Source organism: Streptomyces sp. NPDC048182 (assembly GCF_043202555.1).
Lineage (GTDB): Bacteria > Actinomycetota > Actinomycetes > Streptomycetales > Streptomycetaceae > Streptomyces.
In genome coordinates this window covers 376,281-399,354 of record NZ_JBIDAQ010000001.1, presented here as the reverse complement: position 1 = coordinate 399,354, position 23,074 = coordinate 376,281, and the positions used below count along the sequence as shown (strand labels likewise).

Below are 23,074 nucleotides of genomic sequence, written 5' to 3'. Positions count from 1 at the left end.
CACCGGACGCCCGGATTCGGACTTGTGCGGAGGGCGTGACACCATGCGGGTCATGTCCTCCGCGCTGACGGATCTCTTCCCGTACCCGGTCGTGCAGGCCCCCATGGCCGGCGGCGTCTCCGTGCCGGCGCTGGCCGCCGCGGTCTCGGAGGCCGGGGGGCTCGGGTTCCTGGCCGCCGGGTACAAGACCGCGGACGGCATGTACCAGGAGATCAAGCAGCTCCGCAGCCTGACCTCCCGCCCCTTCGGCGTGGGCCTCTTCCTGCCGCAGCCGGAGACCGCCGACCGCGCCGCCGTGGATGTCTACGCCCACCAGCTGGCCGGCGAGGCCGCCTGGTACGAGACCGAGCCCGGCGACCCCGACAGCGGGCGCGACGACGGCTTCGAGCCCAAGCTCGCGGTGCTGCTCGACCACCCGGTGCCGGTGGTGTCGTTCCACTTCGGCGTCCCGGCCCGCGAGGTCGTCGACGCCCTGCACCGGGCCGGCACCTTCGTGCTGGTCACCGCGACCACCCCCGACGAGGCCCGCGCGGTGGAGGCGGCCGGCGCGGACGCCGTGGTCGTGCAGGGCGTGGAGGCCGGCGGCCACCAGGGCACCCACCGGGACAATCCGGAGACCGACCGCGCCGGGATCGGCCTGCTCGCGCTGGTCGGGCAGTGCCGGGAGGCCGTCGCCCTGCCCCTGGTCGCCGCCGGCGGACTGATGCGGGGCGCCCAGATCGCCGCCGTGCTCGCGGCCGGCGCCAGTGCCGCGCAGCTCGGCACCGCCTTCCTCGCCACCCCCGAGTCCGGCGCCCACGACCTGCACAAGCGGGCCCTGACCAACCCCCTGTTCGTCCGCACCGAGCTGACCCGCGCCTTCTCCGGCCGCCCCGCCCGCGGCCTGGTCAACCGCTTCCTGCGCGAGCACGGCCCGTACGCCCCCGCCGCCTACCCGGAGGTGCACCACCTCACCGCGCCGCTGCGCCAGGCCGCCGCGAAGGCGGGCGACGCGCAGGGCATGGCGCTGTGGGCGGGCCAGGGGCACCGGATGGTCAGGGAGCTGCCGGCCGGCCAGCTGGTGGAGGTCCTCGCGGCCGAACTCGCCGCCGCCGGGACAGCGTTGTCACGTTTCGCGGGAGGTACCGGCCGATGACGGCACCGGTGTTCGTGGTCGACTCGCTCGCCCCCGAGGACGTCAAGGGCGGGGAGTACGCCCTGGACGGCCCCGAGGGCCGGCACGCGGTCTCCGTGAAGCGGCTGCGGGCCGGCGAGGCGGTCGTCCTCACCGACGGGCGCGGCCACTGGGCCGAGGGCGCGGTGCGGGGCGCCGAGGGCAAGGACCGGCTCCTCGTCACCGGCCTGGACACCGTCCACGAGGAGCCCGTCGCCCGGCCCCGGCTCACCGTCGTCCAGGCGCTGCCCAAGGGCGACCGCGGGGAGCTGGCCGTCGAGACGATGACCGAGGTCGGGGTCGACGCGATCGTGCCCTGGCAGGCCGCCCGGTGCGTCACGCAGTGGCGGGGCGACCGGGGCCTGAAGGCGCTCGGCAAGTGGCGGGCCACGGCCCGCGAGGCCGGCAAGCAGTCCCGCCGGACGCGCTTCCCGGAGGTCGCGGACGCGGCGACGGGCAAGCAGGTCGCCGCACTTCTGGCCGGCGCCGACTTCGCCGCCGTACTCCACGAGAGCGGTGAGGAACCGCTGGCCACCGCCGAACTGCCCGTCGACGGCGACATCGTGCTGGTCGTCGGGCCCGAAGGGGGCGTCTCCCCTGAGGAGTTGGCCCTCTTCGCCGAGGCCGGCGCCAGGCCGTACCGGCTCGGCCCCAGCGTGCTGCGCACCTCCACCGCCGGCACCGCCGCCGCAGCGGCCCTGCTGACCCGCACCGGCCGCTGGTCCTGACTCCCTTACGCCCGGGGGCGCGTGGCCGTATGCGCCCTACCGCCCGGCGCCGCCCCGTGGGACTCTGCCCTTCATGCGGGTGTTCCGGGGGGTTCGTCAGGGCGGCCGGACGCGCCGGGCGGTGCTCGCCGCCGTCGGGGCGGCGGTGGCCGTCGTCGGTGTGGCCGCCTGCGATCCGGGTGGGCTCAACTCCGCGACGGTGGCGTACACCACGGACCAGACCATGACCCGCGAGCTGGACCGGCGCCAGATCGACGTGGAGCGGCTCACCTGCACCGCCTCGGTCGGCGACCGGGGCGGGAGTGCCTCGGCCACCCCGGCGGACGTCGCCTCCGTCGAGTGCCGGGGCGAGACCCGGGACGGCCGGGACATCGCGGTGGACGGCCAGGTGACCCGCGTGGTCGACCGCGCCTGCGTGCGCGGCCTGCTCGTCGCGAAGGTGGGCGGCAAGGAGCGGCTGCGGGTGTCGGGCCTCGGCGACTGCGACGCCACCAGCGCCCCGCCCGGCGGCAGCGGCGGCGGGCAGGGTCCCGGCCCCACGGTCACCGTCACCCGCACCATCTGGTGCCCCGAGGACCCGCACTGCCGCCCGGTCGAGGGAAAGTAGAGCGCCCCCGAGCCCCCCGGGGAAGTGATCCAAACCCCTGTCGGCGAGGCCCCGCTCCTGCTTAGGGTGAGGGGGTGACACACCCCGCGGCGCCTGCCTACCTCCGTTTTCCGCACCCGCACGGCGAGTTGGTCGCCTTCACCGCCGAGGACGATGTCTGGGTCGCCCCGCTCGACGGCGGCCGGGCCTGGCGGGTCAGCGCCGACAACGTGCCGGTGAACCACCCCCGCTTCTCGCCCGACGGCACCACCCTCGCCTGGACCTCCACCCGCGACGGCGCCCCCGAGGTGCACCTCGCCCCCGTCGACGGGGGCCCCGCCCGGCGCCTCACCCACTGGGGCAGCGCCAAGACCCAGGTGCGCGGCTGGACCCCGGACGGGCGGGTGCTCTCGCTGAGCACGTACGGGGAGGCCAGCCTGCGCCGCAGCCTCGCCCGCGCCGTCCCGCTGGACGGCGGCCCCGCCGACACCCTGCCGTACGGGCCCGTCGGCGACGTGGCGTTCGGCCCGCACACCGTGCTGCTCTCCGCGCCGATGGGCCGCGAGGCCGCCTGGTGGAAGCGGTACCGGGGCGGCACCGCCGGCAAGCTGTGGATCGACGCCGAGGACGACGGCGAGTTCGTCCGGCTGCACGAGGACCTCGACGGCAACATCGAGTACCCGTTCTGGGTCGGGGAGCGGATCGCCTTCCTCTCCGACCACGAGGGCACCGGCGCCCTGTACTCCTCCCTCGCCGACGGCACCGACCTGCGCCGGCACACCCCGCTCGGCGGCTTCTACGCCCGGCACGCCGCGACCGACGGCACGCGGGTCGTCTACTCCAGCGCCGGCGAGCTGTGGGTCCTGGACGACCTGGCCGGCGCCGAGCCGCGCCGCCTCGACATCCGGCTCGGCGGTGCGCGCGCCGACCTCCGGGTGTCCCCGCTCAACGCCGCCCGCTGGTTCGGCGCCGCCTCGCCCGACCACACCGGGCGCGGCAGCGCCGTCTCGGTGCGCGGCGGCGTGCACTGGGTGACCCACCGCTCCGGTCCTGCCCGCGCCCTTGCCGCCCGCCCCGGCGTACGGGCCCGGCTGCCGCGCGCCTTCCGCTCCGGCGGCGAGGAGTGGGTGGTGTGGGTGACGGACGCCGAGGGCGACGACGCCCTGGAGTTCGCGCCCGCCACCGGCCTCGCCCCGGGCGCCACCCCGCGCCGCCTGGGCGCCGGTCAGCTCGGCCGCGTCCTGTCCCTGGCCGTGGCCCCCGACGGCGGCCGGGCCGCCGTCGCCTCGCACGACGGGCGGGTGCTGCTGGTCGAGCGGGAGACCGGCGAGGTCCGCGAGGTGGACCGCAGCGCCGACGGCGACGCCTCAGGGCTGGTCTTCTCCCCGGACTCCGCCTGGCTCGCCTGGTCCCACCCCGGACCCGAGCCGCTGCGCCAGCTCAAGCTGGCCAACACCACCGACCTGTCGGTCACCGAGGCCACCCCGCTGCGCTTCAAGGACTACTCGCCGGCCTTCACCCTGGACGGCAAGCACCTGGCCTTCCTCTCCACCCGCTCCTTCGACCCGGTCTACGACGAGCACGTCTTCGACCTGGCCTTCGTGGAGGGCGCCCGCCCCTACCTGATCACGCTGGCCGCCACCACGCCCTCGCCGTTCGGCCCGCAGCGCCACGGCCGCCCCTTCGAGACGCCGGACCGCGAGGAGACCCCCGACGGCGAGGGCGTCCCCGGCACCCGCGTCGACCTGGAGGGACTGGCCGACCGGATCGTGCCCTTCCCGGTGGAGGCCGCCCGCTACTCCTCGCTGCGCGCCGCCAAGGACGGCGTGCTGTGGCTGCGCCATCCCGTCGTCGGCGTGCTCGGCGCCTCCCGCGCCAACCCCGAGGACCCCGACCCGCACACCGAGCTGGAGCGCTACGACCTCGCCCAGCACCGCACCGAGCACCTGGCCGGCGACGCCGACCACTTCGAGGTCAGCGGCGACGGCAAGCGGGTGCTGCTCTGGACCGACCACCGCCTGAAGGTCGTGCCCAGCGACCGGCGGGCCTCCGGCGACGAGGACAGCGACACCAACATCACCGTCGACCTGGGCCGGATCCGGCAGACCGTCGACCCGGCCGCCGAGTGGCGCCAGATGTTCGACGAGACCGGCCGCATCATGCGGGACAACTTCTGGCGCGCCGACATGAACGGCGTCGACTGGGACGCCGTACTCGACCGCTACCGCCCGGTCCTGGACCGCCTCGCCACCCACGACGACCTGGTCGACCTGCTCTGGGAGGTGCACGGCGAGCTGGGCACCTCGCACGCCTACGTCACCCCACGCGGCGGCCGGCACGCGGCCACCCGGCAGGGCCTGCTCGGCGCCGACCTCACCCGCGACGAGGACGGCACCTGGCGGGTCGCCCGGGTACTGCCCTCGGAGACCTCCGACCCCGACGCCCGCTCCCCGCTCGCCGCACCCGGCGTCGCGATCCGCGCGGGCGACGCCATAGTGGCCGTCGCCGGGCAGCCCGTCGACCCGGTCACCGGCCCGGGCCCGCTGCTCGTCGGCACCGCGGGCAAGCCCGTCGAGCTGACCGTCTCCCCGGCCGGCGGCGGCGACGTCCGGCACGCCGTCGTCGTCCCGCTCGCCGACGAGGAACCGCTGCGCTACCACGCCTGGGTCGCCGACCGCCGCGCCTACGTCCAGGAGAAGTCCGGCGGCCGGCTCGGCTACCTGCACGTGCCCGACATGGTCGGCTCCGGGTGGGCCCAGCTCCACCGGGACCTGCGCGTCGAGGTCACCCGGGAGGGCCTCGTCGTCGACGTCCGCGAGAACCGCGGCGGCCACACCTCCCAGCTGGTGGTGGAGAAGCTGGCCCGGCGGATCGTCGGCTGGGACCTGCCGCGCGGCATGCGCCCCACCAGCTACCCGCAGGACGCGCCGCGCGGCCCGGTGGTCGCCGTCGCCAACGAGTTCTCCGGCTCCGACGGCGACATCGTCAACGCCGCGATCAAGGCGCTCGGCATCGGCCCGGTCGTCGGCACCCGCACCTGGGGCGGGGTCATCGGCATCGACAGCCGCTACCGGCTGGTCGACGGCACGCTGATCACCCAGCCGAAGTACGCCTTCTGGCTGGAGGGGTACGGCTGGGGCGTGGAGAACCACGGCGTCGACCCGGACGTGGAGGTCCCGCAGCGCCCGCAGGACCACGCGGCAGGGCGCGACCCCCAGCTGGACGAGGCGATCCGCCTCGCGCTGGCCGCCCTGGAGGAGACCCCGGCCAAGACCCCGCCCGCCCTGCCCGACCCGCCGGCCGCGCCCTGACCGACCCGGTGGATACGATGCGGGTCAGAAGATCACCGGCGTGAGGAGGCCCCTATGAGCGGGGACACCACGGGACAGCCGCAGGACGACTGCCTGTTCTGCAAGATCGTCGCGGGCGAGATCCCGGCGACGCTCGTCCGCGAGACGGAGACCACCGTCGCCTTCCGGGACATCAACCCGCAGGCGCCCACCCACGTCCTGGTGATCCCGAAGGCCCACCACAAGGACGCCGCCGCGCTCGCCGCCGCCGACCCGGCGCTCACCGCCGACGTGCTGCGCGAGACGGCGGCCGTCGCCGAGCAGGAGCAGCTGGACAGCTACCGCACCGTCTTCAACACCGGCGCGGGGGCGGGCCAGACCGTCTGGCACGCCCACGCGCACGTCATCGGAGGCCGCGGCCTCCAGTGGCCCCCCGGCTGAGCGGCTCCGGATGTCCGCACGTGAACTGGTGGTCCTCGGCACCGCCAGCCAGGTCCCGACCCGGCACCGCAACCACAACGGCTATCTGCTGCGCTGGGACGGCGAGGGCATCCTGTTCGACCCCGGCGAGGGCACGCAGCGCCAGATGCTGCGCGCCGGGGTCGCCGCCCACGACCTGAACCGCCTCTGCGTCACCCACTTCCACGGCGACCACTCCCTCGGCCTGGCCGGCGTCATCCAGCGCATCAACCTCGACCGGGTCCCGCACCCGGTCACCGCGCACTACCCGCGCTCGGGCCAGCGCTTCTTCGACCGCCTGCGCTACGCCACCGCCTACCGCGAGACGGTCGCCCTCACCGAGGCGCCGGTCGACGCCGACGGCCCGCTGGCCACCACCCCCGCCTACACCCTGGACGCCCGCCGCCTCTCCCACCCGGTGGAGTCCTACGGCTACCGGCTCACCGAGCCCGACGGCCGCCGCATGCTGCCCGACCGCCTCGCCGCGCACGGCATCGCGGGCCCGGACGTGGGCCGCCTCCAGCGCGAGGGCGTCCTGGACGGCGTGACGCTGGACGAGGTCAGCGAGGTGCGCCGGGGCCAGCGGTTCGCGTTCGTCATGGACACCCGGCTCTGCGACGGCGTCCACGCGCTCGCCGAGGGCTGCGACCTGCTGGTCATCGAGTCGACCTTCCTGGACGAGGACGAGTCCCTCGCCACGGACCACGGCCACCTGACCGCCGGCCAGGCCGCGCGGGTGGCCCGCGACGCGGGCGTACGGCACCTGGTCCTCACCCACTTCAGCCAGCGCTACTCGGAGCCCGAGGAGTTCGAGCGCCAGGCCCGCGCGGCCGGTTACGCCGGCGAGCTGACCGTGGCCCGCGACCTCATGCGCGTCCCGGTTCCGAAACGTCGGTGACACGGCCGTACCATGCTCTGATGCCCCTCCCCAAAGCCGAGCTGCACCTGCACATCGAAGGCACCCTGGAACCGGAGCTGGCGTTCGCGCTGGCCGCCCGGAACGGGATCGGCCTGCCCTGGGCGGACACGGACGCCCTCCGCGAGGCGTACCGCTTCGCCGACCTCCAGTCCTTCCTCGACCTGTACTACGAGCTGATGGCCGTCCTGCGCACCGAGCAGGACTTCGCCGACCTCGCCGACGCCTACCTGGCCCGCGCCGCCGCGCAGGGCGTGCGGCACGCGGAGATCTTCTTCGACCCGCAGGCGCACCTCGCCCGGGGCGTGGGCATGGGCACGGTGGTCGAGGGCCTGTGGCGGGCGCTCGGCGCGAGCGAGACGCGGCACGGGGTGACGACCCGCCTGATCATGTGCTTCCTGCGCGACGAGTCGGCCGCCTCCGCGCTGGAGACCCTGGACGCCGCCCGCCCCTACCTGGACCGCATCACCGGGGTCGGCCTGGACTCCGCCGAGGTCGGGCACCCGCCGGCCAAGTTCCGCGAGGTCTACGAGGCCGCCGCCGCGCTCGGCCTGCGGCGCGTCGCGCACGCGGGGGAGGAGGGGCCGCCGGCGTACATCGCGGAGGCGCTGGACGTCCTCGGCGTCGAGCGGATCGACCACGGGCTGCGGTGCGTGGAGGACCCGGAGCTGGTGGCGCGGCTGGTCCGGGACCGGGTTCCGCTGACCCTATGCCCGCTGTCCAACGTCCGGTTGCGCACGGTCGAGTCCCTCGGCGACCATCCGCTGCCGGCCATGCTGGACGCGGGGCTGTTGTGCACGGTGAATTCCGACGACCCGGCGTACTTCGGGGGCTATGCGGGCGACAACTTCGACGCGGTGCGTGAGGCACTGGGCCTGGGCGACGACCGGCTGCGCGAGCTGGCCCGCAACTCGTTCCACGCGGCGTTCCTGGACGACGACGAGGCCCTCCGGGCGAGGTACCTGGCCGAGGTGGAGGCGTACACCTTCTGAACGGCTGCGGCCGGTTCGTCGGCTGCGGGAGCGTCGTGGCCGGTCGCGCAGTTCCCCGCGCCCCTGGGGCATGCACTCCCGCCCGCTCCCAGCTGCGGGCAGTCGCGCCGCACCCGCCCACCCCGCCCGCGTAGCTGCGGGCAGTCGTGCCGCTGGGGCGGCACGGGTGGGCGCAGCGGCACCTCGGCGCGCCGAGCTGCGCGACGCCCCCCCCCGCAACGCCCCTCTAGCCCGCGTTGGCCGTCGCCTGAGCCGGCCCGGCCGTACCGTACGCGCCCTGAACCTGCACCGCCGCGGCCTCCACCTCGATCTCCACCACCGGCTGCTCCGGCGCGCCGACCTCCGGCACTGCGCCGCTGGGCGCGCCCGTGGCCGCGGCAACCAGGGCCGCCGGCGTACCCCCGCGGCGCCGCACCGCACCCGGCAGCAGCGCCCGCCCACCCGCGTGCACCGCGACCGCGGTCATCGGCACCGCGACCACCAGCAGCCCGACCCCCAGCAGCACCCCCATCCCGGCGAAGCCGACTCGCGCCGCCAGCACACTCCCCGCCAGCGGCCCCGCCGCCGTGCCCAGTGCGGACGCCGAGCCGACCAGCACCGCCCACCGACCCCGCGGGTCGAGCGAGGCGGCGAGGCCGATCAGGTAGGACAGCACCACCGGGTACACCGTGTTCCAGGCGATCTCCCCGCCCGCGAACCCGGCCGGCGTCGTCGCCGACGCGCTGACCGCTATGCACCCGGCGATGAGCACCGTCCCGGCACCCACCGGCACCGCCCGCCCGAGCCGCGCCCCGAGCGCGCCGGCGCCGAGGACGCCCACCAGCCCCGCGCCCAGCGCGACGGCGAAGACCGCGCCGAGGGCCGCGTCGCCGAGGTGCGCCTGGGTCAGCCCGATCCGGCCGCTGACGCCCCACAGGGAGTTCTGCGCGAGGGACCAGCAGGCCACCGAGGCGGCCAGTACGACGCCCGAACGGCGATGGGGGAGCGGGGCGTTCACCTCCCCGTGCCGGGGCGCGGCGCCGGCGTCCGCGCCGGGCAGCCGGCCGGTCAGCGGCCACACCGCGAGCGCGGTGAGGGCGATGGCCGCCAACGGCAGGCCGTGCCCGGGACCGAGGTGCGGGACCGTCAGGTACACCGCGCCGGCCAGCGCCGACACGCTCAGCAGCCCCGCCGTGGAGGCCCGGTGCGGGTCGCGCTCGGCGGCGATCCGGGTGGCGGCGACCGTGCAGGCCGTGCCCGAGCCGAGGCCGCCGAGCACCGCGCCGGCGACGACGGCCCACACGGTGGAGGTCAGCGCGGCGGTGCCGTAGCCGAGCACGGCCAGGGTGAGGCCGAGCCGGGCCAGGGAGCGGGCGCCGGCCCGCTCCACCCGGGCGGCCAGCAGGAAGCCCGCGGTCGCCGAACTCAGCAGCAGCGCGCTGCCGACGGCGCCCGCCTGGGTGGCGGTGAGGGAGAGGCCGGTGCCGAGCCGGCCGACGGTGGTCGGCAGCAGGTACGGCGGCAGATACCCGGCCGTGAAAAGGGCGACGAGGGGCCAGGGAGTGGTGGGGCGGGGGGCGAGCACGGGCGGTCCCAGGGCATGCGAAAGGGACTCATGAGGAGTCAGGAAAGTGGGGGGAGGGGCGACGACCGTCGACGGACAGGATCGCGCGGGCAATTTGTATCAAGCGTGGGGAGGGTCACGCGCGGGTGGGGTGCGTGTTCCGCGTCACATATGCGTTTGGAGTATGCCTGGCCGGGTAGGCAGCTGCGTTTGTACTCATACGTGAACGACGGCTATGTACGGAGATGACAGCCATGAGCGGCGCGGCGCGCGACCTGACGATCACGGACGTACGGCTGACCCCGGTCCTGGTCGCCGACCCGCCGCTGCTCAACACCCAGGGCGTGCACCAGCCCTACACCCCGCGCCTGATCATCGAGGTCGTCACCGCCGACGGCACCACCGGCGTCGGCGAGACCTACGGGGACACCAGGTATCTGGAACCGGCCCGCCCCCTCGCCGCCCGTCTGGTGGGGCGTCAGGTCAGTGACGTGAACGGCCTGACCGCCGTCGCCGACGCGGTGGCCGTGGACGCCTCCCGGGTCAGCGGGCGCGTCGACGTCGGCGGGCTGCGCGGTGCGCTGAGCGCCGGCAAGCTGCGCGCGTCCGTCGTCTCCGGCTTCGAGGTCGCCTGCCTCGACGCCCTCGGCAAGGCGCTCGGCCTGCCCGTGCACGCGCTGCTCGGCGGCAAGGTGCGCGACGCGGTCGAGTACAGCGCGTACCTGTTCTACAAGTGGGCCGCCCACCCCGCCGGCGTCCCCGCCGAGCCGGACGACTGGGGTGCCGCGCTCGACCCGGCCGGGGTGGTCGCGCAGGCCCGGCGGTTCGCCGAGCGGTACGGTTTCACGTCGTTCAAGCTCAAGGGCGGCGTCTTCCCGCCCGAGCAGGAGGTCGCCGCCGTCCGCGCCCTCGCCGAGGCGTTCCCCGGCCGCCCGCTGCGCCTCGACCCCAACGGCGCCTGGTCGGTGCCGACCTCGCTGAAGGTCGCCGCCGAGCTGGCCGGCGTCCTGGAGTACCTGGAGGACCCCGCGCTCGGCACCCCGGCGATGGCCGAGGTCGCGGCGCGGGCCGGGGTGCCGCTGGCGACCAACATGTGCGTGACGACGTTCGAGGAGATCCCCGAGGCGTTCCGCACCGGCGCCGTGCAGATCGTCCTCTCCGACCACCACTACTGGGGCGGGCTGCACGCCACCCGGCAACTGGCCGCCGTCTGCCGGGCCTTCGGGGTCGGGGTGTCGATGCACTCCAACACCCACCTGGGCATCAGCCTCGCCGCGATGACCCACGTCGCCGCGACCGTCCCCGACCTGCGCCACGCCTGCGACACGCACTACCCCTGGCAGTCCGAGGACGTCCTCACCGAACGGCTCGCCTTCCAGGGCGGCGCGGTGGCCGTGTCCGACGCGCCCGGGCTCGGCGTCGAACTCGACCGGGAGCGGCTCGCGTTCCTGCACCGGCGGTGGCTGGCGGACGACGGCGCGCTGCGGGACCGCGACGACGCGGCGGCGATGCGGGTGGCGGACCCGGGGTGGGTGACGCCGGCCGTGCCGCGCTGGTGAGGGCCCCCGGGAGCATATGCCGCCGGATCACCGGCGCGATTTGGCACACTGGCGGGAACCGCACCACGCCAGGGAGCGCACCATGTCGTCCTTGCCCGCCGACGAGCGCACGCACCGCCACACCGAGGACGAGCGCACGCACCGCCACAGCCAGGGCGAGGGCGCGCACCGCGACGGCCGCCACCCGCACGTCGACCCCCTCGCCGCCCGGCGCGCCCCCGGCGACCCGCCCTGGGACGTGTACCTGACCGGCACGGTCTTCCTCGACGTCGTCTTCACCGGCCTCGACTCCGCCCCGGTGCGCGGCACCGAGTCCTGGGCCCGGGGCATGGGCTCCAGCCCCGGCGGCGTCGCCAACATGGCGACCGCCCTCGCCCGGCTCGGCCTGCGCACCTCGCTGGCCGCCGCCTTCGGCGACGACCACTACGGCGACTACTGCTGGGACGCGCTCGCCCACGGCGAGGGCATCGACCTCACCCCCTCGCGCACCGTCCCCGGCTGGCACTCGCCGGTCACCGTCTCCATGGCGTACGAGGGGGAGCGCACGATGGTCTCCCACGGCCACGAGCCGCCCCCCGAGGAACCGGCCCCCGACTGCCCGCCCCGCGCCCGCGCGGCCGTCGCCTCCCTCACGCCCGGCGCCCCCGCCCCCTGGATCGCCCAGGCCGCCGCCGAGGGCACCCGCGTCTTCGCCGACGTCGGCTGGGACGACACCGGCGCCTGGGACCTGGCCGGGCTGACCGACCTCGCGCACTGCGAGGCGTTCCTGCCCAACGCCGAGGAGGCGATGCGCTACACCGGCGCCGACTGCCCGCGCGCCGCCGCGCACGCCCTGACCGCGCACGTGCCGCTCGCCGTGGTCACCCTCGGCGCGGAGGGCGCGTACGCGGTGGACCGGCGCACGGGGGAGAGCGCCGAGGTGCCGGCCATCGCGGTGGAGGCCCTGGACCCGACCGGCGCCGGGGACGTGTTCGTGGCCGGCTTCGTCACCGGCACGCTGGCCGGCTGGCCGCTCGCCGACCGCCTCGCCTTCGCCGGGCTGACCGCCGCCCTCTCCGTGCAGGAGTTCGGCGGCTCGCTGTCGGCGCCGGGCTGGTCGGAGATCGCCACCTGGTGGCGCAAGGTCCGCTCCCTGACCGACCAGGACCCCCTCGCCCTGCGCCGCTACGCCTTCCTGGCCGCCCTGGTCCCCGACGAACCGGCCCGCCCCTGGCCCCTCAGACGCGCGGTCCCCACCATCGGCTTCCGCCGCCCGGCGTGAGGCCCGCGGCCCCTCGGAGGCTCAGAACCCCAGTCGCCGCAGCTGCTTGGGGTCGCGCTGCCAGTCCTTCGCGACCTTCACATGCAGGTCGAGGAAGACCGGGGTCCCCAGCAGCGCCTCGATCTGCTTGCGGGACTTGATGCCGACGTCCTTCAGGCGCTTGCCCTTGGGGCCGATGATGATCCCCTTCTGGCTGGGGCGCTCGATGAAGACGTTGGCGTGGATGTCGAGGAGCGGCTTGTCCGCCGGGCGGTCCTCGCGCGGGAGCATCTCCTCCACCACCACCGCGATGGAGTGCGGCAGCTCGTCCCGGACGCCCTCCAGGGCGGCCTCGCGGATCAGCTCCGCGATCATCACCTGCTCGGGCTCGTCGGTCAGGTCGCCCTCCGGGTAGAGGGCGGGGCCCTCCGGGAGCAGCGGGGCGAGCAGGTCGGCGAGCAGGTCGACCTGCTTGTTCGCGGTGGCCGACACCGGGACGATCTCCGCCCAGGTGATGCCCAGCTCCTCGCCGAGCCGGTCGATCGCGATCAGCTGCTCGGCGAGCGTCTTGCCGTCGACCAGGTCCGTCTTGGTGACGATGGCCACCTTCGGGGTCTTCTTGATCCCGGCCAGCTCCTTGGCGATGAAGCGGTCGCCGGGGCCCAGCTTCTCGTTGGCCGGCAGGCAGAAGCCGATCACGTCGACCTCGGCCCATGTGGTGCGCACCACGTCGTTCAGCCGCTCGCCGAGCAGCGTGCGCGGCTTGTGCAGCCCCGGGGTGTCCACCAGGATCAGCTGGGCCTCGGGGCGGTGCACGATGCCCCGCACGGTGTGCCGGGTGGTCTGCGGGCGGTTGGAGGTGATCGCCACCTTCTGCCCGACCAGAGCGTTCGTGAGGGTGGACTTGCCCGCGTTGGGACGGCCCACGAAGCAGGCGAAGCCGGCCCGGTGGACGGCCTCGGCCGGGTCTTCGGATGACTGGGTGCGCACGCTCATGGCGCCCATTGTCCCTGATCCCCGGAGGTCGCAGAGACGCCCCCTGCCGCGGAGGCGTTCGCCGCGAAGCGGACCCGTTCTACGCGAAGACGAACGGCCCCGGCGCCTGCCGGCCCGCCGCCCGGCAGGTCAGGGTGATCCCGAACAGCGTCATCCGCAGCGACCCGCCGTACGCCTCCAGGCGGTCGCCCCGGGCCACCCGGCCGGTCAGCGGCCCGATCGTCACCGCCGCGCCCCGCGCCGCGGCGGCGTTGCGCCGGCCGGTGAAGGCGACCGTGCCGCCGCCGGCCCGTGTCAGCGTGAGCGTGGAGGCGACCGAGTCCCGGGCCAGCCCGATCGGCGCCTTGATCCCGGGGGCGCGCAGCGTGAGCGTCGCCGAGGTGCCGGACTGCGTCGCGGTGAGCGTGCCCGCGACCCGGCCGAAGCGGTCGCAGTCGGCGGTGATCGTCGCCGACTGCGGGGCGACGGCCCGCGCGGGGGCGAGCCCGGTCAGCGCGAGGCAGGCGACGGTGGCGGCCGTCAGGGCCGTGCCGAAGCGGGGGAGGCGGGTCATCGGGGCGGCTCCTTCCACGACGGGCCGCCGGGGGGACGTCAGCCCGCGTCCACCGTGGCACGGACCGTGCCGTCCGGCGAGGCGAGCAGCACCGGCGTGCCCGCGCCGCCCAGGTCCGCGACCGCCGAGAGGTCCTCGGCCGGCGCCGACTCCGCCCCGCTCACCACCGCCGCCGCCTCCAGGGACGTCGCGCCGGACGCCACCGCCATCGCCACCGCCGTGCGCAGGGCGCTGAGCGCGAGCGAGGGCAGGGCCACCGTGCCGGCGACGTACGTGCGGCCCGTCTCGTCGCGGACGGCCGCGCCCTCCGGGACGCCGTTGCGGGCGCGGGCCGAGCGGGCCAGGGTGACGAGCTTGCGGTCCTCGGGGTCGAGGGCGGAGGTGTCGGTCATGGGCCGAGCATACGAAAGTCCGCCGGGACGCTCAGCCGGCCACCGGGTACATCGCCCCGCGCCGCCCCTCCGGGGACGCCAGCCACTCCAGTTTGGCCGCCGTGTTCGCCTCGTCGAGCGGCGTGTGCAGCACGATCGTCAGGTCGGGGCGGGCCGGCACCTTCAGCGCCGTCGACTCCACGCACAGCAGCCCGACCAGCGGGTGTTGCAGCTCCTTGCGGATCTGCCCCGCGTCCTCGATGTCCCGCTCGGCCCAGAGCCGTACGAACTCCTCGCTCGCCTCCCGCACCTGCGCGAGGACCGCCTGGTAACCCTCGTCACCGGGGTCGGCCGCGCAGGCCGCCCGGAACTGGGCCACCACCGTACGGGCGTTGCGCTCCCAGCTCTGCGAACGGGCCCGGTACAGCGGGTCGGTGAAGAAGTCGACCAGGCAGTTCCAGCTGTTGTCCCGGCTGATGCCGAGCACCGCCGCCGCCGCCTCGTTGAAGGCCACGCAGTTGTAGTAGCGGTCCATGATGTGCGCCGGATACGGCATCCAGGTGTCGATCAGCCGGTGCAGCCCCTCGCACATGTCCCGCGGCTCGGGCTCCGCCTCGGGCACCGGCGGGTTCAGCCCGGCCAGCACGTACAGATGGCGGCGCTCGGTGTGGCTGAGCCGCAGCACCCGCGCCACCGAGTCCAGGACCTGCGGCGAGACGGAGATGTCCCGCCCCTGCTCGAGCCACTGGTACCAGGAGGCGCCGACGCCCGCGAGCACCGCGACCTCCTCGCGCCGCAGCCCCGGCGTCCGGCGCCGCGCCCCGCCGTCCGGCAGGCCCGCCTCGCCGGGGGAGACCCGCGCCCGCCGGTTCATCAGGAACTCCCGCAGCTCGCTGCGGCGTTGCGCCTGCCTCCCGGTGCGTTCGACCACGTCCGGCACGGTGGGTCCCCCCTCGTCGTATCCCGGCAGCCGCCTCGTCACACGCCCCGGCCACCGCTCCCTGAACGGCCCCATGATGCCTGCCTGGTGGTGCCACCACCAGGACAACCTCCCGCTCCCCAGAGCTGTTCCCGGGGCCGCACGCTCTTGTCCATGGCGATCGACACCTCACACCCCGCCGCGCGGACCCCGGTCACGGGACCGGCCGCGGCCCCGCTCACCACCCGCGACCGGCTGGTCCTCTTCGTGCTGTGCGCGGCCCAGTTCATGGTCGCGCTGGACTTCTCCGTCCTCAACGTCGCCCTGCCCGTCCTCGGCACCGACCTCGGCATGAGCACCTCCGCCCTGCAATGGGCGGTCACCGCCTTCGCCCTGCCCTCGGGCGGCTTCCTGCTCCTCTTCGGCCGCGTCGGCGACCTCTACGGCCGCCGCAAGCTCTTCCTGGCCGGCCTCGCCCTCTTCGGCGCCGCCTCGCTGCTGGCCACCTTCGCCTGGGACCCGGCCTCCTTCCTGGCCGGCCGCGCCCTCCAGGGCCTCGGCGCCGCGGCCATCGTGCCGACCGGCATGTCCCTGCTGACGACGACCTTCCCCGAGGGCCCGGCCCGCGACCGCGCGCTCGGCGTCTCCGGCTCGGTGCTCTCCCTCGGCTTCACCGTCGGCATGATCGCCGGCGGCGTCCTCACCGACGCGCTCGGCTGGCGCTCGACCATGGGCCTGCTCACCGTCTTCGCCCTGATCGTGCTGCCGCTCGCCCCCGCCCTGCTCCCCGAGTCCCGCACCCCGGACCGCCCCCGGCTGGACGTCCGCGGCGCGGTCACCGTCACCGGCGGCCTGCTCTCCCTCATCTACGCCCTGTCCACCGCCGCCGCGCACGGCTTCGGCCGCGCCGACGTCCTTCTCACCCTGGCCGCGGGCGTGCTGCTCCTGACCGCCTTCGTCGCCGTGGAGTCCCGCACCGCCCAGCCGCTGGTCTCCCTGCCCATGCTGCGCCGCTCCACGGTGGCCTGGGGCAACCTGGGCGGCCTGGTCACCTTCTCGATGATGTCGACGGTGATCTTCGTGCTGACCCTCTACCTCCAGGAGACCCTGCACCTGTCCGCCTTCCGCACCGGCCTGGTCTTCGGCGTGCAGGGCGTGCTCTCGGTGGTCGGCGGCGCCCTCACCCCGCGGGTCGTCGGCCGCTTCGGCGCCCGCCGCGTCCTGGTCGCCTCGCTCGCCGGACAGGGCGTGTTCATCGCCGCCCTGCTGGGCATCGGCGAGAGCGGCTGGTCGGTCTGGCTCGCCACCGCCGCCGTCTCGCTGGCCAGCATGTGCCACCTGGGCGCCATCGTCTCCTACGGCCTGACCGTCACCTCCGGCGTCCCCGACGAGGAGCAGGGCCTGGCCACCGGCCTGGTCACCTCCACCCAGCAGGTCGGCATCACCGTCGGCATCCCCCTGCTCGGCGTCCTCGCCACCACCTCCACGGACCTGCTGACCGGCGTCCACACGGTCCTCGCCCTGGACGCGGCGATCGTCCTGGCGACGGCGGCCCTGGTCGCCACCGGCCTGCGGACGCGCCGGACGGCGGCCCGCGCCGTGGCCTAGGGAGCGTCACCCATGGCACCCCGGGACCGCGGTCCCGGGGTGTCCCCGCGTTCGGAACGCCCCGGTCAGGAGGTGACGCGCGGCGGGCCGGCGGTGAGCGTGCCGCCGGCCGAGAGGGACCAGACGGTGACGGCGACGCCGGTGGGGCAGCAGGTGGCATCGCTCGTCCGGTACCAGTCCTCCTCGGCCGTCACCTTCTCCCGGGCGAGCGTCAGGTCGCCGATCAGCGCCGCGTGCGTGCCGCTGTCCGGCTCGTACTGGGGCGTGACGGTGCCGAGGGCGCGCAGCCGCCCCCGGTCGGAGGTGAGGACCACGGCGCCGAAGGCGATGTCGCCGGCCGCGGTGCCGCCCCCGTTGTCGCAGCCCACCCGCAGCGCCGCCTCGTCACGCCCGTCACCGGTCACGTCGCCGTACACCACCTCCTGCGGGGTCCGGTTGACGTGCACGGTGCCCCAGAGGCTGGACTCGCCCGTGACGTCGTACGAGTCGGCGTCGAGCTCGACGGACCCGGCGATGTGGCAGAAGTCGCCGGGGACGCGGGCGTGGTCCCAGTCGGCATCGTGCAGATCGGCCGGCGCGGGCCCGAGGTCGGGGCGCTCGCCGCGGGTGGGGCGGGTGCTCGGCAGATCGGAGAACGACGGAGCGGGCGCCGGGGTGACGCGGGGCCCGGGACCGGGCGACGAGCACGCCGTGCCCAGGGCCGCGCACGCCAGGGCCAGCAGGCAGGCGGGCGCCACCCGGCGCCGGCCGGCCCGGGTCACGGCGTCCTCCCCGCGTCCGCCGGGCCGCCCGGTGGTGCGCACGGCGGATCGTAGGCGCGGTCGGGCAGGTACTGGGACCACTGGTCGCGGGTGATGGCCACCGAGTCACGGCACAGCCGCCCGAGGACGTCCTCGATCCGCACGTCCCAGAGCTGGGTCGTCGGCCCGGCGGTGACCGCGAGGCTGTTCCCGTCGGGGCTGAAGGCGAGACCGGAGGGAGCCCGGTCGAGGGGCGTCTCCAGCAGGACCGCCGTCTCCCGGGGGTCGGCCGGTTCGGACAGGTCCCACAGCCGTACCGAGCCCTTGTCGTCCGCGCTCGCCGCGAGATCCCCGTCGGCGTGGACCGCCAGGGCGGTGACGCTCCCGTTGTGCCGCTCGGCCCGGCCGAGCCGGCGCGGGTGGCGCGGGTCGTCGATGTCCCAGGTCGTGATCGTCCCGTACGAGTCGCCGACGAGCAGCACCCGGCCGTCGGGGCTCGTGGCCAGGGAGGTCACCCGACGAGAGTCCGTGCCCGGCCGCAGCGTCGCCCCGGCCGCGGGGGACGCCGGTTCGGACGTGTCCCACAGCTGCACGTCCCGCTCGCCCTCGCGGGCCGTGACCAGCAGGTCCCGGTCGCCGGCGAAGACCCGTGGCCCGTCCGGCGAAGCCTTCAGCCGGGCGACCGGCACCGGCGGACGGCGCCGCACGTCCCACAGCCCGGGGCCCTCGTCCGCGTCGCCCGCACCGACCGCGAGCGCGCCGTCCGCCCCGAACAGCACCGGCTGCGAGCCGTCGGTCAGGGCGGCGGAGCCCTGCACCTCACGCGGCGCGGACGGGTCGGCCATGTCCCACAGCCGGACGGGGACGCCGGTGGCGAGGAGCCGGCCGTCCGGGCTGAAGGACATGTACTGGCCGCCCTGGTTGAACGTGGGGAGCGTGGCGACGCGACGCGGCTCGGCTCCGTCCAGCCGCCACACGGACGCCGGGCTGCCGCCCGCCAGCAGCCTGCCCCGCGGATCGAACGGCTGGGGCGAGAGACGGCCCAGCGGCAACGACGTACCGGACGAGGTCCTGACCGCCCCCGAGACGCTCCACAGCCGCACCGAGCCGTTGCGGTCGTCGCTGCCGTCGGACGACCGGTTGGCGCCGTCGGCGGAGGCGGAGACGAGCGTGCGGCCGTCCGGCGTGAAGTCCAGGCCGTAGATGAACGAGGTGTGACCGGTCAGCCGAGAGCCCTGCGTGGGCCGGACCGGGTCGGAGACGTCCCACAGGTGGATGGTGCCGTCCCCCGCGCCGGTGGCCAGGGTCGTCCCTTCGTCGGTGAACGCCACCGCTTCGATGCCGAGCGACTGGCCGTTGAGGACCGACCGCAGTTCGGGCTCCCCCGGATCCGCCACGTCCCACAGCCGGGTGGTGTCGTCCCCGCCGCCGGCGGCCAGGAGCTGCCCGCCGGGGCTGAAGGCCAGCGCGGTCGAGGGACTGGCCAGCGTCTTCAGCGGGTCGAGACCTCCGGCGTCCGTCAGCCGCAGGAGGCGGACCTTCCCCGTCTCCGACGAGGCGGCGACGGTGCGGCCGTCCGGGCTCGCGGCCAGGCCCCGGTCGATCCCGGCCAGGTCGAACGGTGTGAGGACGGCCTGGGTGCGGGGGTGCCGGGCGTCACGGAAGTCGACGACGCTGAGCTGTGCTCCGCCACCGGTCGCCACCAGCAGCGGTCGGGTGCCCGCGAAGACGAGCCTGTCGACATGACCGGCGACCGGCGTCACCGTGCCGAGGCGTTCCGGCGCCGCCGCCGACCGGACCCGCCACAGCTCGATCCGGCCGTCGGCCTGCCCCACCGCCAGGAGCTCACCGTCCGCGCGGAACGCGACGGAGGTGACGCGGCTGCCGCTGCCTCGCAGGGTGGCCACGGTCCGCCCGGTGGCGGTGTCGTACAGGGTCGCCGCCTCGCCCGCGGCGCACGCGACGATCCTGCCGTCCGGACTGCCCGCCACCCCGCTCGGCGACCTGTCGGTGTGAATGACGCGGGGGACGGCGGGGCTGTCGATGAGCGCGCCGACCACCTGGGCGGTGGGCGCCAGCCGGTACGCCTCCACGAGGAGCTGCCGGGCCAGGTCGGGTTGGGTGTCCCGGATCGACGCCGCCTCCGCGACCAGTTGGCGCGAGGTCGCCGTCAGCTGCCGCTCGGTCGCGACGTCCCGCCGCTGTTCCGCGACGACGGCCAGCACCACCGCCACGACCAGCAGGACGGCCAGCACCGAGACCGCCGCCCCCACCGTCCTGTTGCGCAGGCGGCGCACCCGCTGGTGAGCGCCGATCAGCTGGACCTTCGACACTCCCCGCACGGGTGCCGCCACCTCGGCGACGTCGAGGAGCAGCCGGGGGTCGTTGTGCCGGACCTTCTCGCCCTCGGCCAGTCGCTGGGTGAGCCAGGTCAGATCCCCCCACCGGGGAGGACTCGGGCGCCCGGCCCCGGCGGCCGGCAGCAGGTCGATCGGGAGGGCGTCCGTCGCCCGGTCCCAGCACCCGCGCTCGCGGTCCCAGGCCAGCCGGCCGCGGGTGTGCACGATGAGCAGCGACTGGGCGCGGCCCCGCGCGATCCACCACTTGATCTCCTCGCGCACCCACCAGGAGTCGCGGGCCGCCGGCGAGGCCAGGACGACGAGCCAGTCCGACCGTTCGAGCTCCCGCTCGATGACCTGCCACAGGTCGTGGCCGGCCGGCAGGTTCGTCGTGTCCCGGAACACCCGTAACTCACGAGGCCGGTACCAGGGCCGCTGGATGTTCTCCAGACACCGCTGGAACACGGCTGCCAACTCGCTGTCGTCGCGCTGGCTGTAGGAGAGGAACACGTCGTGCCGTCGTGCCCCGTCGTCCCGGTCCTTCCTCACCATGTGCCTGCCCCCCGGCGTCAAGCTACCGCTGCCGCACCGGGTGCGGGGCCCTGATCGGACAACTTCCCCAGGGCGCGGGGCGGGGTCAGGGACGGTCGAGGCGCAGCCGCTCGGTGCGCGGCAGGCCCGCCACGACCAGGTCGTACGAGTCCTCCACCAGCTCCCGCACCAGCCGGTCCGGGAGTCCCGCGTCGGCGGTCACCGTGTTCCAGTGCCGCTTGCTCATGTGCCAGCCCGGCACGACCAGCCCCGGGTGGCCGGCGCGCAGCCGGATCGCGTCGTCCGGGTCGCACTTGAGGTTGACCGTGAGCGGCCGGGCGTCCAGCGCGGAGAGGGCGAACATCTTGCCCAGCACCTTGAAGACGGAGGTCTCCGGGTTGAAGGGGAAGTCCTCCACGACCGCGTTGAAGGACAGGCAGAGCGCGCGCAGCTCCTGGGGTGTCACGCCCAGCTCCCCTCCGCCGGGCGGCCGTGGCCGCACTCGATCTCCGTACCGGACAGGTCGGCCACATACCCGTGGCCGCCCACGTTCACCGTCACGGCGTCCTCCCGGTACTCCACCTCGAACGGCTCGTACGGGTCCGGGTACCCCCAGGTGTGGACGACGAAGACCTCGCCGGGCCGGAGCCAGTGGTCGCTGCCGTAGGGCTCCAGCCAGAGGGCCAGCGGCCACACGCCGCTGTTGTGCACCCGCAGCCGGGCCGTCGGCCCCTCGTACGGCGTCACGCCGACCGCTCCTCCTCCTCCTCCACCGCCGCCGCGGCCACCGGCTCCGCGAGCACCGTCACGATCTTGTTCCGGCGCCCCGCCGCGGCCTCCGCCGTCAGCCGCAGCTCGCGGCCGTCGGGCAGCTCCACCACCGAGGCCGCGCCCGCGATCGGCACCCGGCCCAGCGCCTTGGCCAGCAGACCGCCGACGGTCTCCACGTCCTCGTCGTCGAACTCCTCCAGGCCGTACAGCTCGCCCAGGTCGCCGATGCCGAGGCGGGCCGTGACCCGGAAGCGGTCCTCGCCCAGCTCCTCCACCGGCGGCAGCTCCCGGTCGTACTCGTCGGTGATCTCGCCGACGATCTCCTCCAGGATGTCCTCGATGGTGACGATGCCGGCCGTGCCGCCGTACTCGTCGATGACGACGGCGACGTGGTTGCGGTGCTTCTGCATCTCGCGCAGCAGGTCGCCGGCGTTCTTGGTGTCCGGCACGAAGAAGGCGGGCCGCATCGCGGTGGAGACCAGCTCGCTCTCCGCCTCCCGGCTGATGTGCGTGCGCCGCACCAGGTCCTTCAGGTACACGATGCCGACGATGTCGTCCTCGCCGTCCCCGGTCACCGGAATGCGGGAGAAGCCGGAGCGCAGCGCGAGGGTCAGGGCCTGGCGGATGGTCTTGAAGCGCTCGATGACCACCAGGTCGGTGCGCGGCACCATCACCTCGCGGACCAGCGTGTCGCCCAGCTCGAACACCGAGTGCACCATCCGGCGCTCCTCGGCCTCGATCAGCGACTCCTTCTCCGCCAGGTCGACCAGCGCGCGCAGCTCCGCCTCGGAGGCGAAGGGGCCACGCCGGAAGCCCTTGCCGGGGGTGAGCGCGTTGCCGATGAGGATCAGCAGCGGCGGGATCGGGCCCATGATCCTGGCCAGCGGCACGAGGACGTACGCCGCGGCGGTCGCGGTGTTCAGCGGGTGCTGGCGCCCGATGGTGCGCGGAGAGACCCCCACCGCCACGTACGACACCAGCACCATCACCGCGATGGCGACGATCAGCGCCTCGCCGGTGCGGCCCGCGAACTGCTTCAGGCAGGCGTACGTGACCAGCGCGGCGGCGGCCATCTCGCAGGCGACGCGGACCAGCAGCGCCACGTTCAGGTAGCGCGTCGGGTCGGCGGCCACCTTGGCCAGCTTGGCGCTGCCGCGCCGGCCGGTGCGGACCGCCTCCTCGGCGCGGAAGCTGGAGACCCGGGCGAGGCCCGCCTCCGCGCACGCCGCGAGCCAGGCGACGACGACCAGGGCGACGGCGCCGGCGACGAGGGGGAGGCTCATGACACGGTCGGCGCGGGCGACGGGCCGGTCAGGCCCTTCTCCCCGCGCCAGCCGTCCACGATGGCCGCCTGGAGGCCGAACATCTCGGCCTTCTCGTCCGGCTCCTCGTGGTCGTATCCGAGCAGGTGCAGCACACCGTGGACGGTGAGCAGCTGGAGCTCCTCGTCCATGGAGTGCTGCGTCTCCGCCTCGGCGCCCTGCTTGGCGGCGACCTCCGGGCACAGCACGATGTCGCCGAGCAGCCCCTGCGGGGGCTCCTCCTCGTCCTTCACCGGCGGACGCAGCTCGTCCATCGGGAAGGACATGACATCGGTCGGGCCCGGCAGGTCCATCCACTGGATGTGCAGCTGCTCCATGGCGTCGGCGTCCACCACGATCACCGACAGCTCGGAGAGCGGGTGGATGCGCATCCGGGTGAGCGCGTAGCGGGCGATGTCGAGGATCGCCTGCTCGTCGACCTCGGTTCCGGACTCGTTGTTGACGTCGATCGACATGGC

At 75.1% G+C, this 23,074-nt stretch carries 21 protein-coding genes; 10 read left to right on the top strand and 11 right to left on the bottom strand.

What is annotated here, in order from left to right:
• The first annotated feature begins 52 nt into the window (after nucleotides 1-52).
• From ACGFZL_RS01935 to ACGFZL_RS01905, 7 genes are all read left to right on the top strand, one after another.
• Nucleotides 53-1,135 carry a nitronate monooxygenase gene (locus ACGFZL_RS01935; RefSeq protein ID WP_393688315.1) on the top strand — a complete coding sequence of 361 codons (1,083 nt, stop codon included), beginning with the start codon at nucleotides 53-55 and terminating at the stop codon, nucleotides 1,133-1,135.
• Nucleotides 1,132-1,881, top strand: a complete 750-nt coding sequence (locus ACGFZL_RS01930) for a 16S rRNA (uracil(1498)-N(3))-methyltransferase (RefSeq protein WP_393688313.1) — start codon at nucleotides 1,132-1,134, stop codon at nucleotides 1,879-1,881. The genes ACGFZL_RS01935 and ACGFZL_RS01930 overlap by 4 nt, the downstream gene beginning before the upstream one ends.
• Nucleotides 1,882-1,954: 73 nt before the next feature.
• Complete coding sequence (locus ACGFZL_RS01925) at nucleotides 1,955-2,488, top strand: hypothetical protein (RefSeq protein WP_393688311.1); 534 nt, start codon at nucleotides 1,955-1,957, stop codon at nucleotides 2,486-2,488.
• A gap of 74 nt (nucleotides 2,489-2,562) precedes the next feature.
• Complete coding sequence (locus ACGFZL_RS01920) at nucleotides 2,563-5,778, top strand: S41 family peptidase (protein ID WP_393688309.1); 3,216 nt, start codon at nucleotides 2,563-2,565, stop codon at nucleotides 5,776-5,778.
• Between the two features lie 54 nt (nucleotides 5,779-5,832).
• Nucleotides 5,833-6,198, top strand: coding sequence for a histidine triad nucleotide-binding protein (locus tag ACGFZL_RS01915; protein ID WP_393688307.1), 366 nt, complete (start codon nucleotides 5,833-5,835; stop codon nucleotides 6,196-6,198).
• Nucleotides 6,199-6,208: 10 nt separating this feature from the next.
• A complete protein-coding gene (locus tag ACGFZL_RS01910; protein ID WP_393688305.1) occupies nucleotides 6,209-7,114 on the top strand; it encodes a ribonuclease Z in 906 nt (301 codons plus the stop codon).
• Nucleotides 7,115-7,134: 20 nt separating this feature from the next.
• Nucleotides 7,135-8,124 carry an adenosine deaminase gene (locus ACGFZL_RS01905; RefSeq protein ID WP_393688303.1) on the top strand — a complete coding sequence of 330 codons (990 nt, stop codon included), beginning with the start codon at nucleotides 7,135-7,137 and terminating at the stop codon, nucleotides 8,122-8,124.
• Between the two features lie 226 nt (nucleotides 8,125-8,350).
• Here ACGFZL_RS01905 and ACGFZL_RS01900 read toward each other — a convergent pair whose 3' ends face one another.
• A complete protein-coding gene (locus tag ACGFZL_RS01900; RefSeq protein ID WP_393688301.1) occupies nucleotides 8,351-9,688 on the bottom strand; it encodes an MFS transporter in 1,338 nt (445 codons plus the stop codon).
• Nucleotides 9,689-9,921: 233 nt separating this feature from the next.
• On the opposite strand from ACGFZL_RS01900, the gene ACGFZL_RS01895 reads away from it, so the two are divergent.
• Complete coding sequence (locus ACGFZL_RS01895; RefSeq protein WP_393688299.1) at nucleotides 9,922-11,226, top strand: glucarate dehydratase family protein; 1,305 nt, start codon at nucleotides 9,922-9,924, stop codon at nucleotides 11,224-11,226.
• Nucleotides 11,227-11,308: 82 nt separating this feature from the next.
• Nucleotides 11,309-12,487, top strand: a complete 1,179-nt coding sequence (locus ACGFZL_RS01890) for a carbohydrate kinase family protein (protein WP_393688297.1) — start codon at nucleotides 11,309-11,311, stop codon at nucleotides 12,485-12,487.
• Between the two features lie 21 nt (nucleotides 12,488-12,508).
• Here ACGFZL_RS01890 and era read toward each other — a convergent pair whose 3' ends face one another.
• The 4 genes from era to ACGFZL_RS01870 all read right to left on the bottom strand — a co-directional run bounded on the left by era (nucleotide 12,509) and on the right by ACGFZL_RS01870 (nucleotide 15,326).
• Nucleotides 12,509-13,462: a GTPase Era gene (gene era, locus ACGFZL_RS01885; RefSeq protein WP_355166139.1), complete on the bottom strand. Its 954-nt coding sequence runs from the start codon at nucleotides 13,460-13,462 to the stop codon at nucleotides 12,509-12,511.
• Nucleotides 13,463-13,541: 79 nt separating this feature from the next.
• A complete protein-coding gene (locus tag ACGFZL_RS01880; RefSeq protein ID WP_393688295.1) occupies nucleotides 13,542-14,015 on the bottom strand; it encodes a hypothetical protein in 474 nt (157 codons plus the stop codon).
• A 38-nt stretch (nucleotides 14,016-14,053) separates the two neighbouring features.
• On the bottom strand, nucleotides 14,054-14,407 hold the full coding sequence (locus ACGFZL_RS01875) for a cytidine deaminase (RefSeq protein ID WP_393688293.1): 354 nt from the start codon (nucleotides 14,405-14,407) through the stop codon (nucleotides 14,054-14,056).
• Nucleotides 14,408-14,438: 31 nt separating this feature from the next.
• On the bottom strand, nucleotides 14,439-15,326 hold the full coding sequence (locus ACGFZL_RS01870) for a helix-turn-helix transcriptional regulator (RefSeq protein WP_393688291.1): 888 nt from the start codon (nucleotides 15,324-15,326) through the stop codon (nucleotides 14,439-14,441).
• A gap of 153 nt (nucleotides 15,327-15,479) precedes the next feature.
• Between ACGFZL_RS01870 and ACGFZL_RS01865 the strand changes: the two genes are divergently transcribed.
• Nucleotides 15,480-16,913 carry an MFS transporter gene (locus ACGFZL_RS01865; RefSeq protein WP_393688289.1) on the top strand — a complete coding sequence of 478 codons (1,434 nt, stop codon included), beginning with the start codon at nucleotides 15,480-15,482 and terminating at the stop codon, nucleotides 16,911-16,913.
• Nucleotides 16,914-16,978: 65 nt separating this feature from the next.
• Here the strand turns inward: ACGFZL_RS01865 and ACGFZL_RS01860 are convergent, their stop codons facing one another.
• The 6 genes from ACGFZL_RS01860 to ybeY form a co-directional block, all read right to left on the bottom strand.
• Nucleotides 16,979-17,674 carry a hypothetical protein gene (locus tag ACGFZL_RS01860; protein WP_393688287.1) on the bottom strand — a complete coding sequence of 232 codons (696 nt, stop codon included), beginning with the start codon at nucleotides 17,672-17,674 and terminating at the stop codon, nucleotides 16,979-16,981.
• Nucleotides 17,671-20,544, bottom strand: a complete 2,874-nt coding sequence (locus ACGFZL_RS01855; RefSeq protein WP_393688285.1) for a TIR domain-containing protein — start codon at nucleotides 20,542-20,544, stop codon at nucleotides 17,671-17,673. The genes ACGFZL_RS01860 and ACGFZL_RS01855 overlap by 4 nt, the downstream gene beginning before the upstream one ends.
• Nucleotides 20,545-20,629: 85 nt before the next feature.
• Nucleotides 20,630-20,989, bottom strand: a complete 360-nt coding sequence (locus ACGFZL_RS01850; RefSeq protein ID WP_393688283.1) for an MmcQ/YjbR family DNA-binding protein — start codon at nucleotides 20,987-20,989, stop codon at nucleotides 20,630-20,632.
• Nucleotides 20,986-21,270 carry a hypothetical protein gene (locus ACGFZL_RS01845; RefSeq protein WP_355166155.1) on the bottom strand — a complete coding sequence of 95 codons (285 nt, stop codon included), beginning with the start codon at nucleotides 21,268-21,270 and terminating at the stop codon, nucleotides 20,986-20,988. The genes ACGFZL_RS01850 and ACGFZL_RS01845 overlap by 4 nt, the downstream gene beginning before the upstream one ends.
• Nucleotides 21,267-22,577 carry a hemolysin family protein gene (locus tag ACGFZL_RS01840; protein WP_393688280.1) on the bottom strand — a complete coding sequence of 437 codons (1,311 nt, stop codon included), beginning with the start codon at nucleotides 22,575-22,577 and terminating at the stop codon, nucleotides 21,267-21,269. The genes ACGFZL_RS01845 and ACGFZL_RS01840 overlap by 4 nt, the downstream gene beginning before the upstream one ends.
• Nucleotides 22,574-23,071, bottom strand: a complete 498-nt coding sequence (gene ybeY / locus ACGFZL_RS01835; protein WP_393688278.1) for an rRNA maturation RNase YbeY — start codon at nucleotides 23,069-23,071, stop codon at nucleotides 22,574-22,576. Before ybeY ends, ACGFZL_RS01840 begins: the two co-directional genes overlap by 4 nt.
• Nucleotides 23,072-23,074 lie beyond the last annotated feature (3 nt).

Bases quoted from the DNA above. Each gene is read 5' to 3' on its own strand.
- ACGFZL_RS01855 (WP_393688285.1), bottom strand. From the start codon at position 20,544: ATGGTGAGGAAGGACCGGGACGACGGGGCACGACGGCACGACGTGTTC.
- ACGFZL_RS01930 (WP_393688313.1), top strand. From the start codon at position 1,132: ATGACGGCACCGGTGTTCGTGGTCGACTCGCTCGCCCCCGAGGACGTC.
- ACGFZL_RS01935 (WP_393688315.1), top strand. From the start codon at position 53: ATGTCCTCCGCGCTGACGGATCTCTTCCCGTACCCGGTCGTGCAGGCC.
- ACGFZL_RS01925 (WP_393688311.1), top strand. From the start codon at position 1,955: ATGCGGGTGTTCCGGGGGGTTCGTCAGGGCGGCCGGACGCGCCGGGCG.
- era (WP_355166139.1), bottom strand. From the start codon at position 13,462: ATGAGCGTGCGCACCCAGTCATCCGAAGACCCGGCCGAGGCCGTCCAC.
- ACGFZL_RS01880 (WP_393688295.1), bottom strand. From the start codon at position 14,015: ATGACCCGCCTCCCCCGCTTCGGCACGGCCCTGACGGCCGCCACCGTC.
- ACGFZL_RS01875 (WP_393688293.1), bottom strand. From the start codon at position 14,407: ATGACCGACACCTCCGCCCTCGACCCCGAGGACCGCAAGCTCGTCACC.
- ACGFZL_RS01840 (WP_393688280.1), bottom strand. From the start codon at position 22,577: ATGAGCCTCCCCCTCGTCGCCGGCGCCGTCGCCCTGGTCGTCGTCGCC.
- ACGFZL_RS01895 (WP_393688299.1), top strand. From the start codon at position 9,922: ATGAGCGGCGCGGCGCGCGACCTGACGATCACGGACGTACGGCTGACC.
- ACGFZL_RS01905 (WP_393688303.1), top strand. From the start codon at position 7,135: ATGCCCCTCCCCAAAGCCGAGCTGCACCTGCACATCGAAGGCACCCTG.
- ACGFZL_RS01890 (WP_393688297.1), top strand. From the start codon at position 11,309: ATGTCGTCCTTGCCCGCCGACGAGCGCACGCACCGCCACACCGAGGAC.
- ACGFZL_RS01865 (WP_393688289.1), top strand. From the start codon at position 15,480: ATGGCGATCGACACCTCACACCCCGCCGCGCGGACCCCGGTCACGGGA.
- ACGFZL_RS01910 (WP_393688305.1), top strand. From the start codon at position 6,209: ATGTCCGCACGTGAACTGGTGGTCCTCGGCACCGCCAGCCAGGTCCCG.
- ybeY (WP_393688278.1), bottom strand. From the start codon at position 23,071: ATGTCGATCGACGTCAACAACGAGTCCGGAACCGAGGTCGACGAGCAG.
- ACGFZL_RS01915 (WP_393688307.1), top strand. From the start codon at position 5,833: ATGAGCGGGGACACCACGGGACAGCCGCAGGACGACTGCCTGTTCTGC.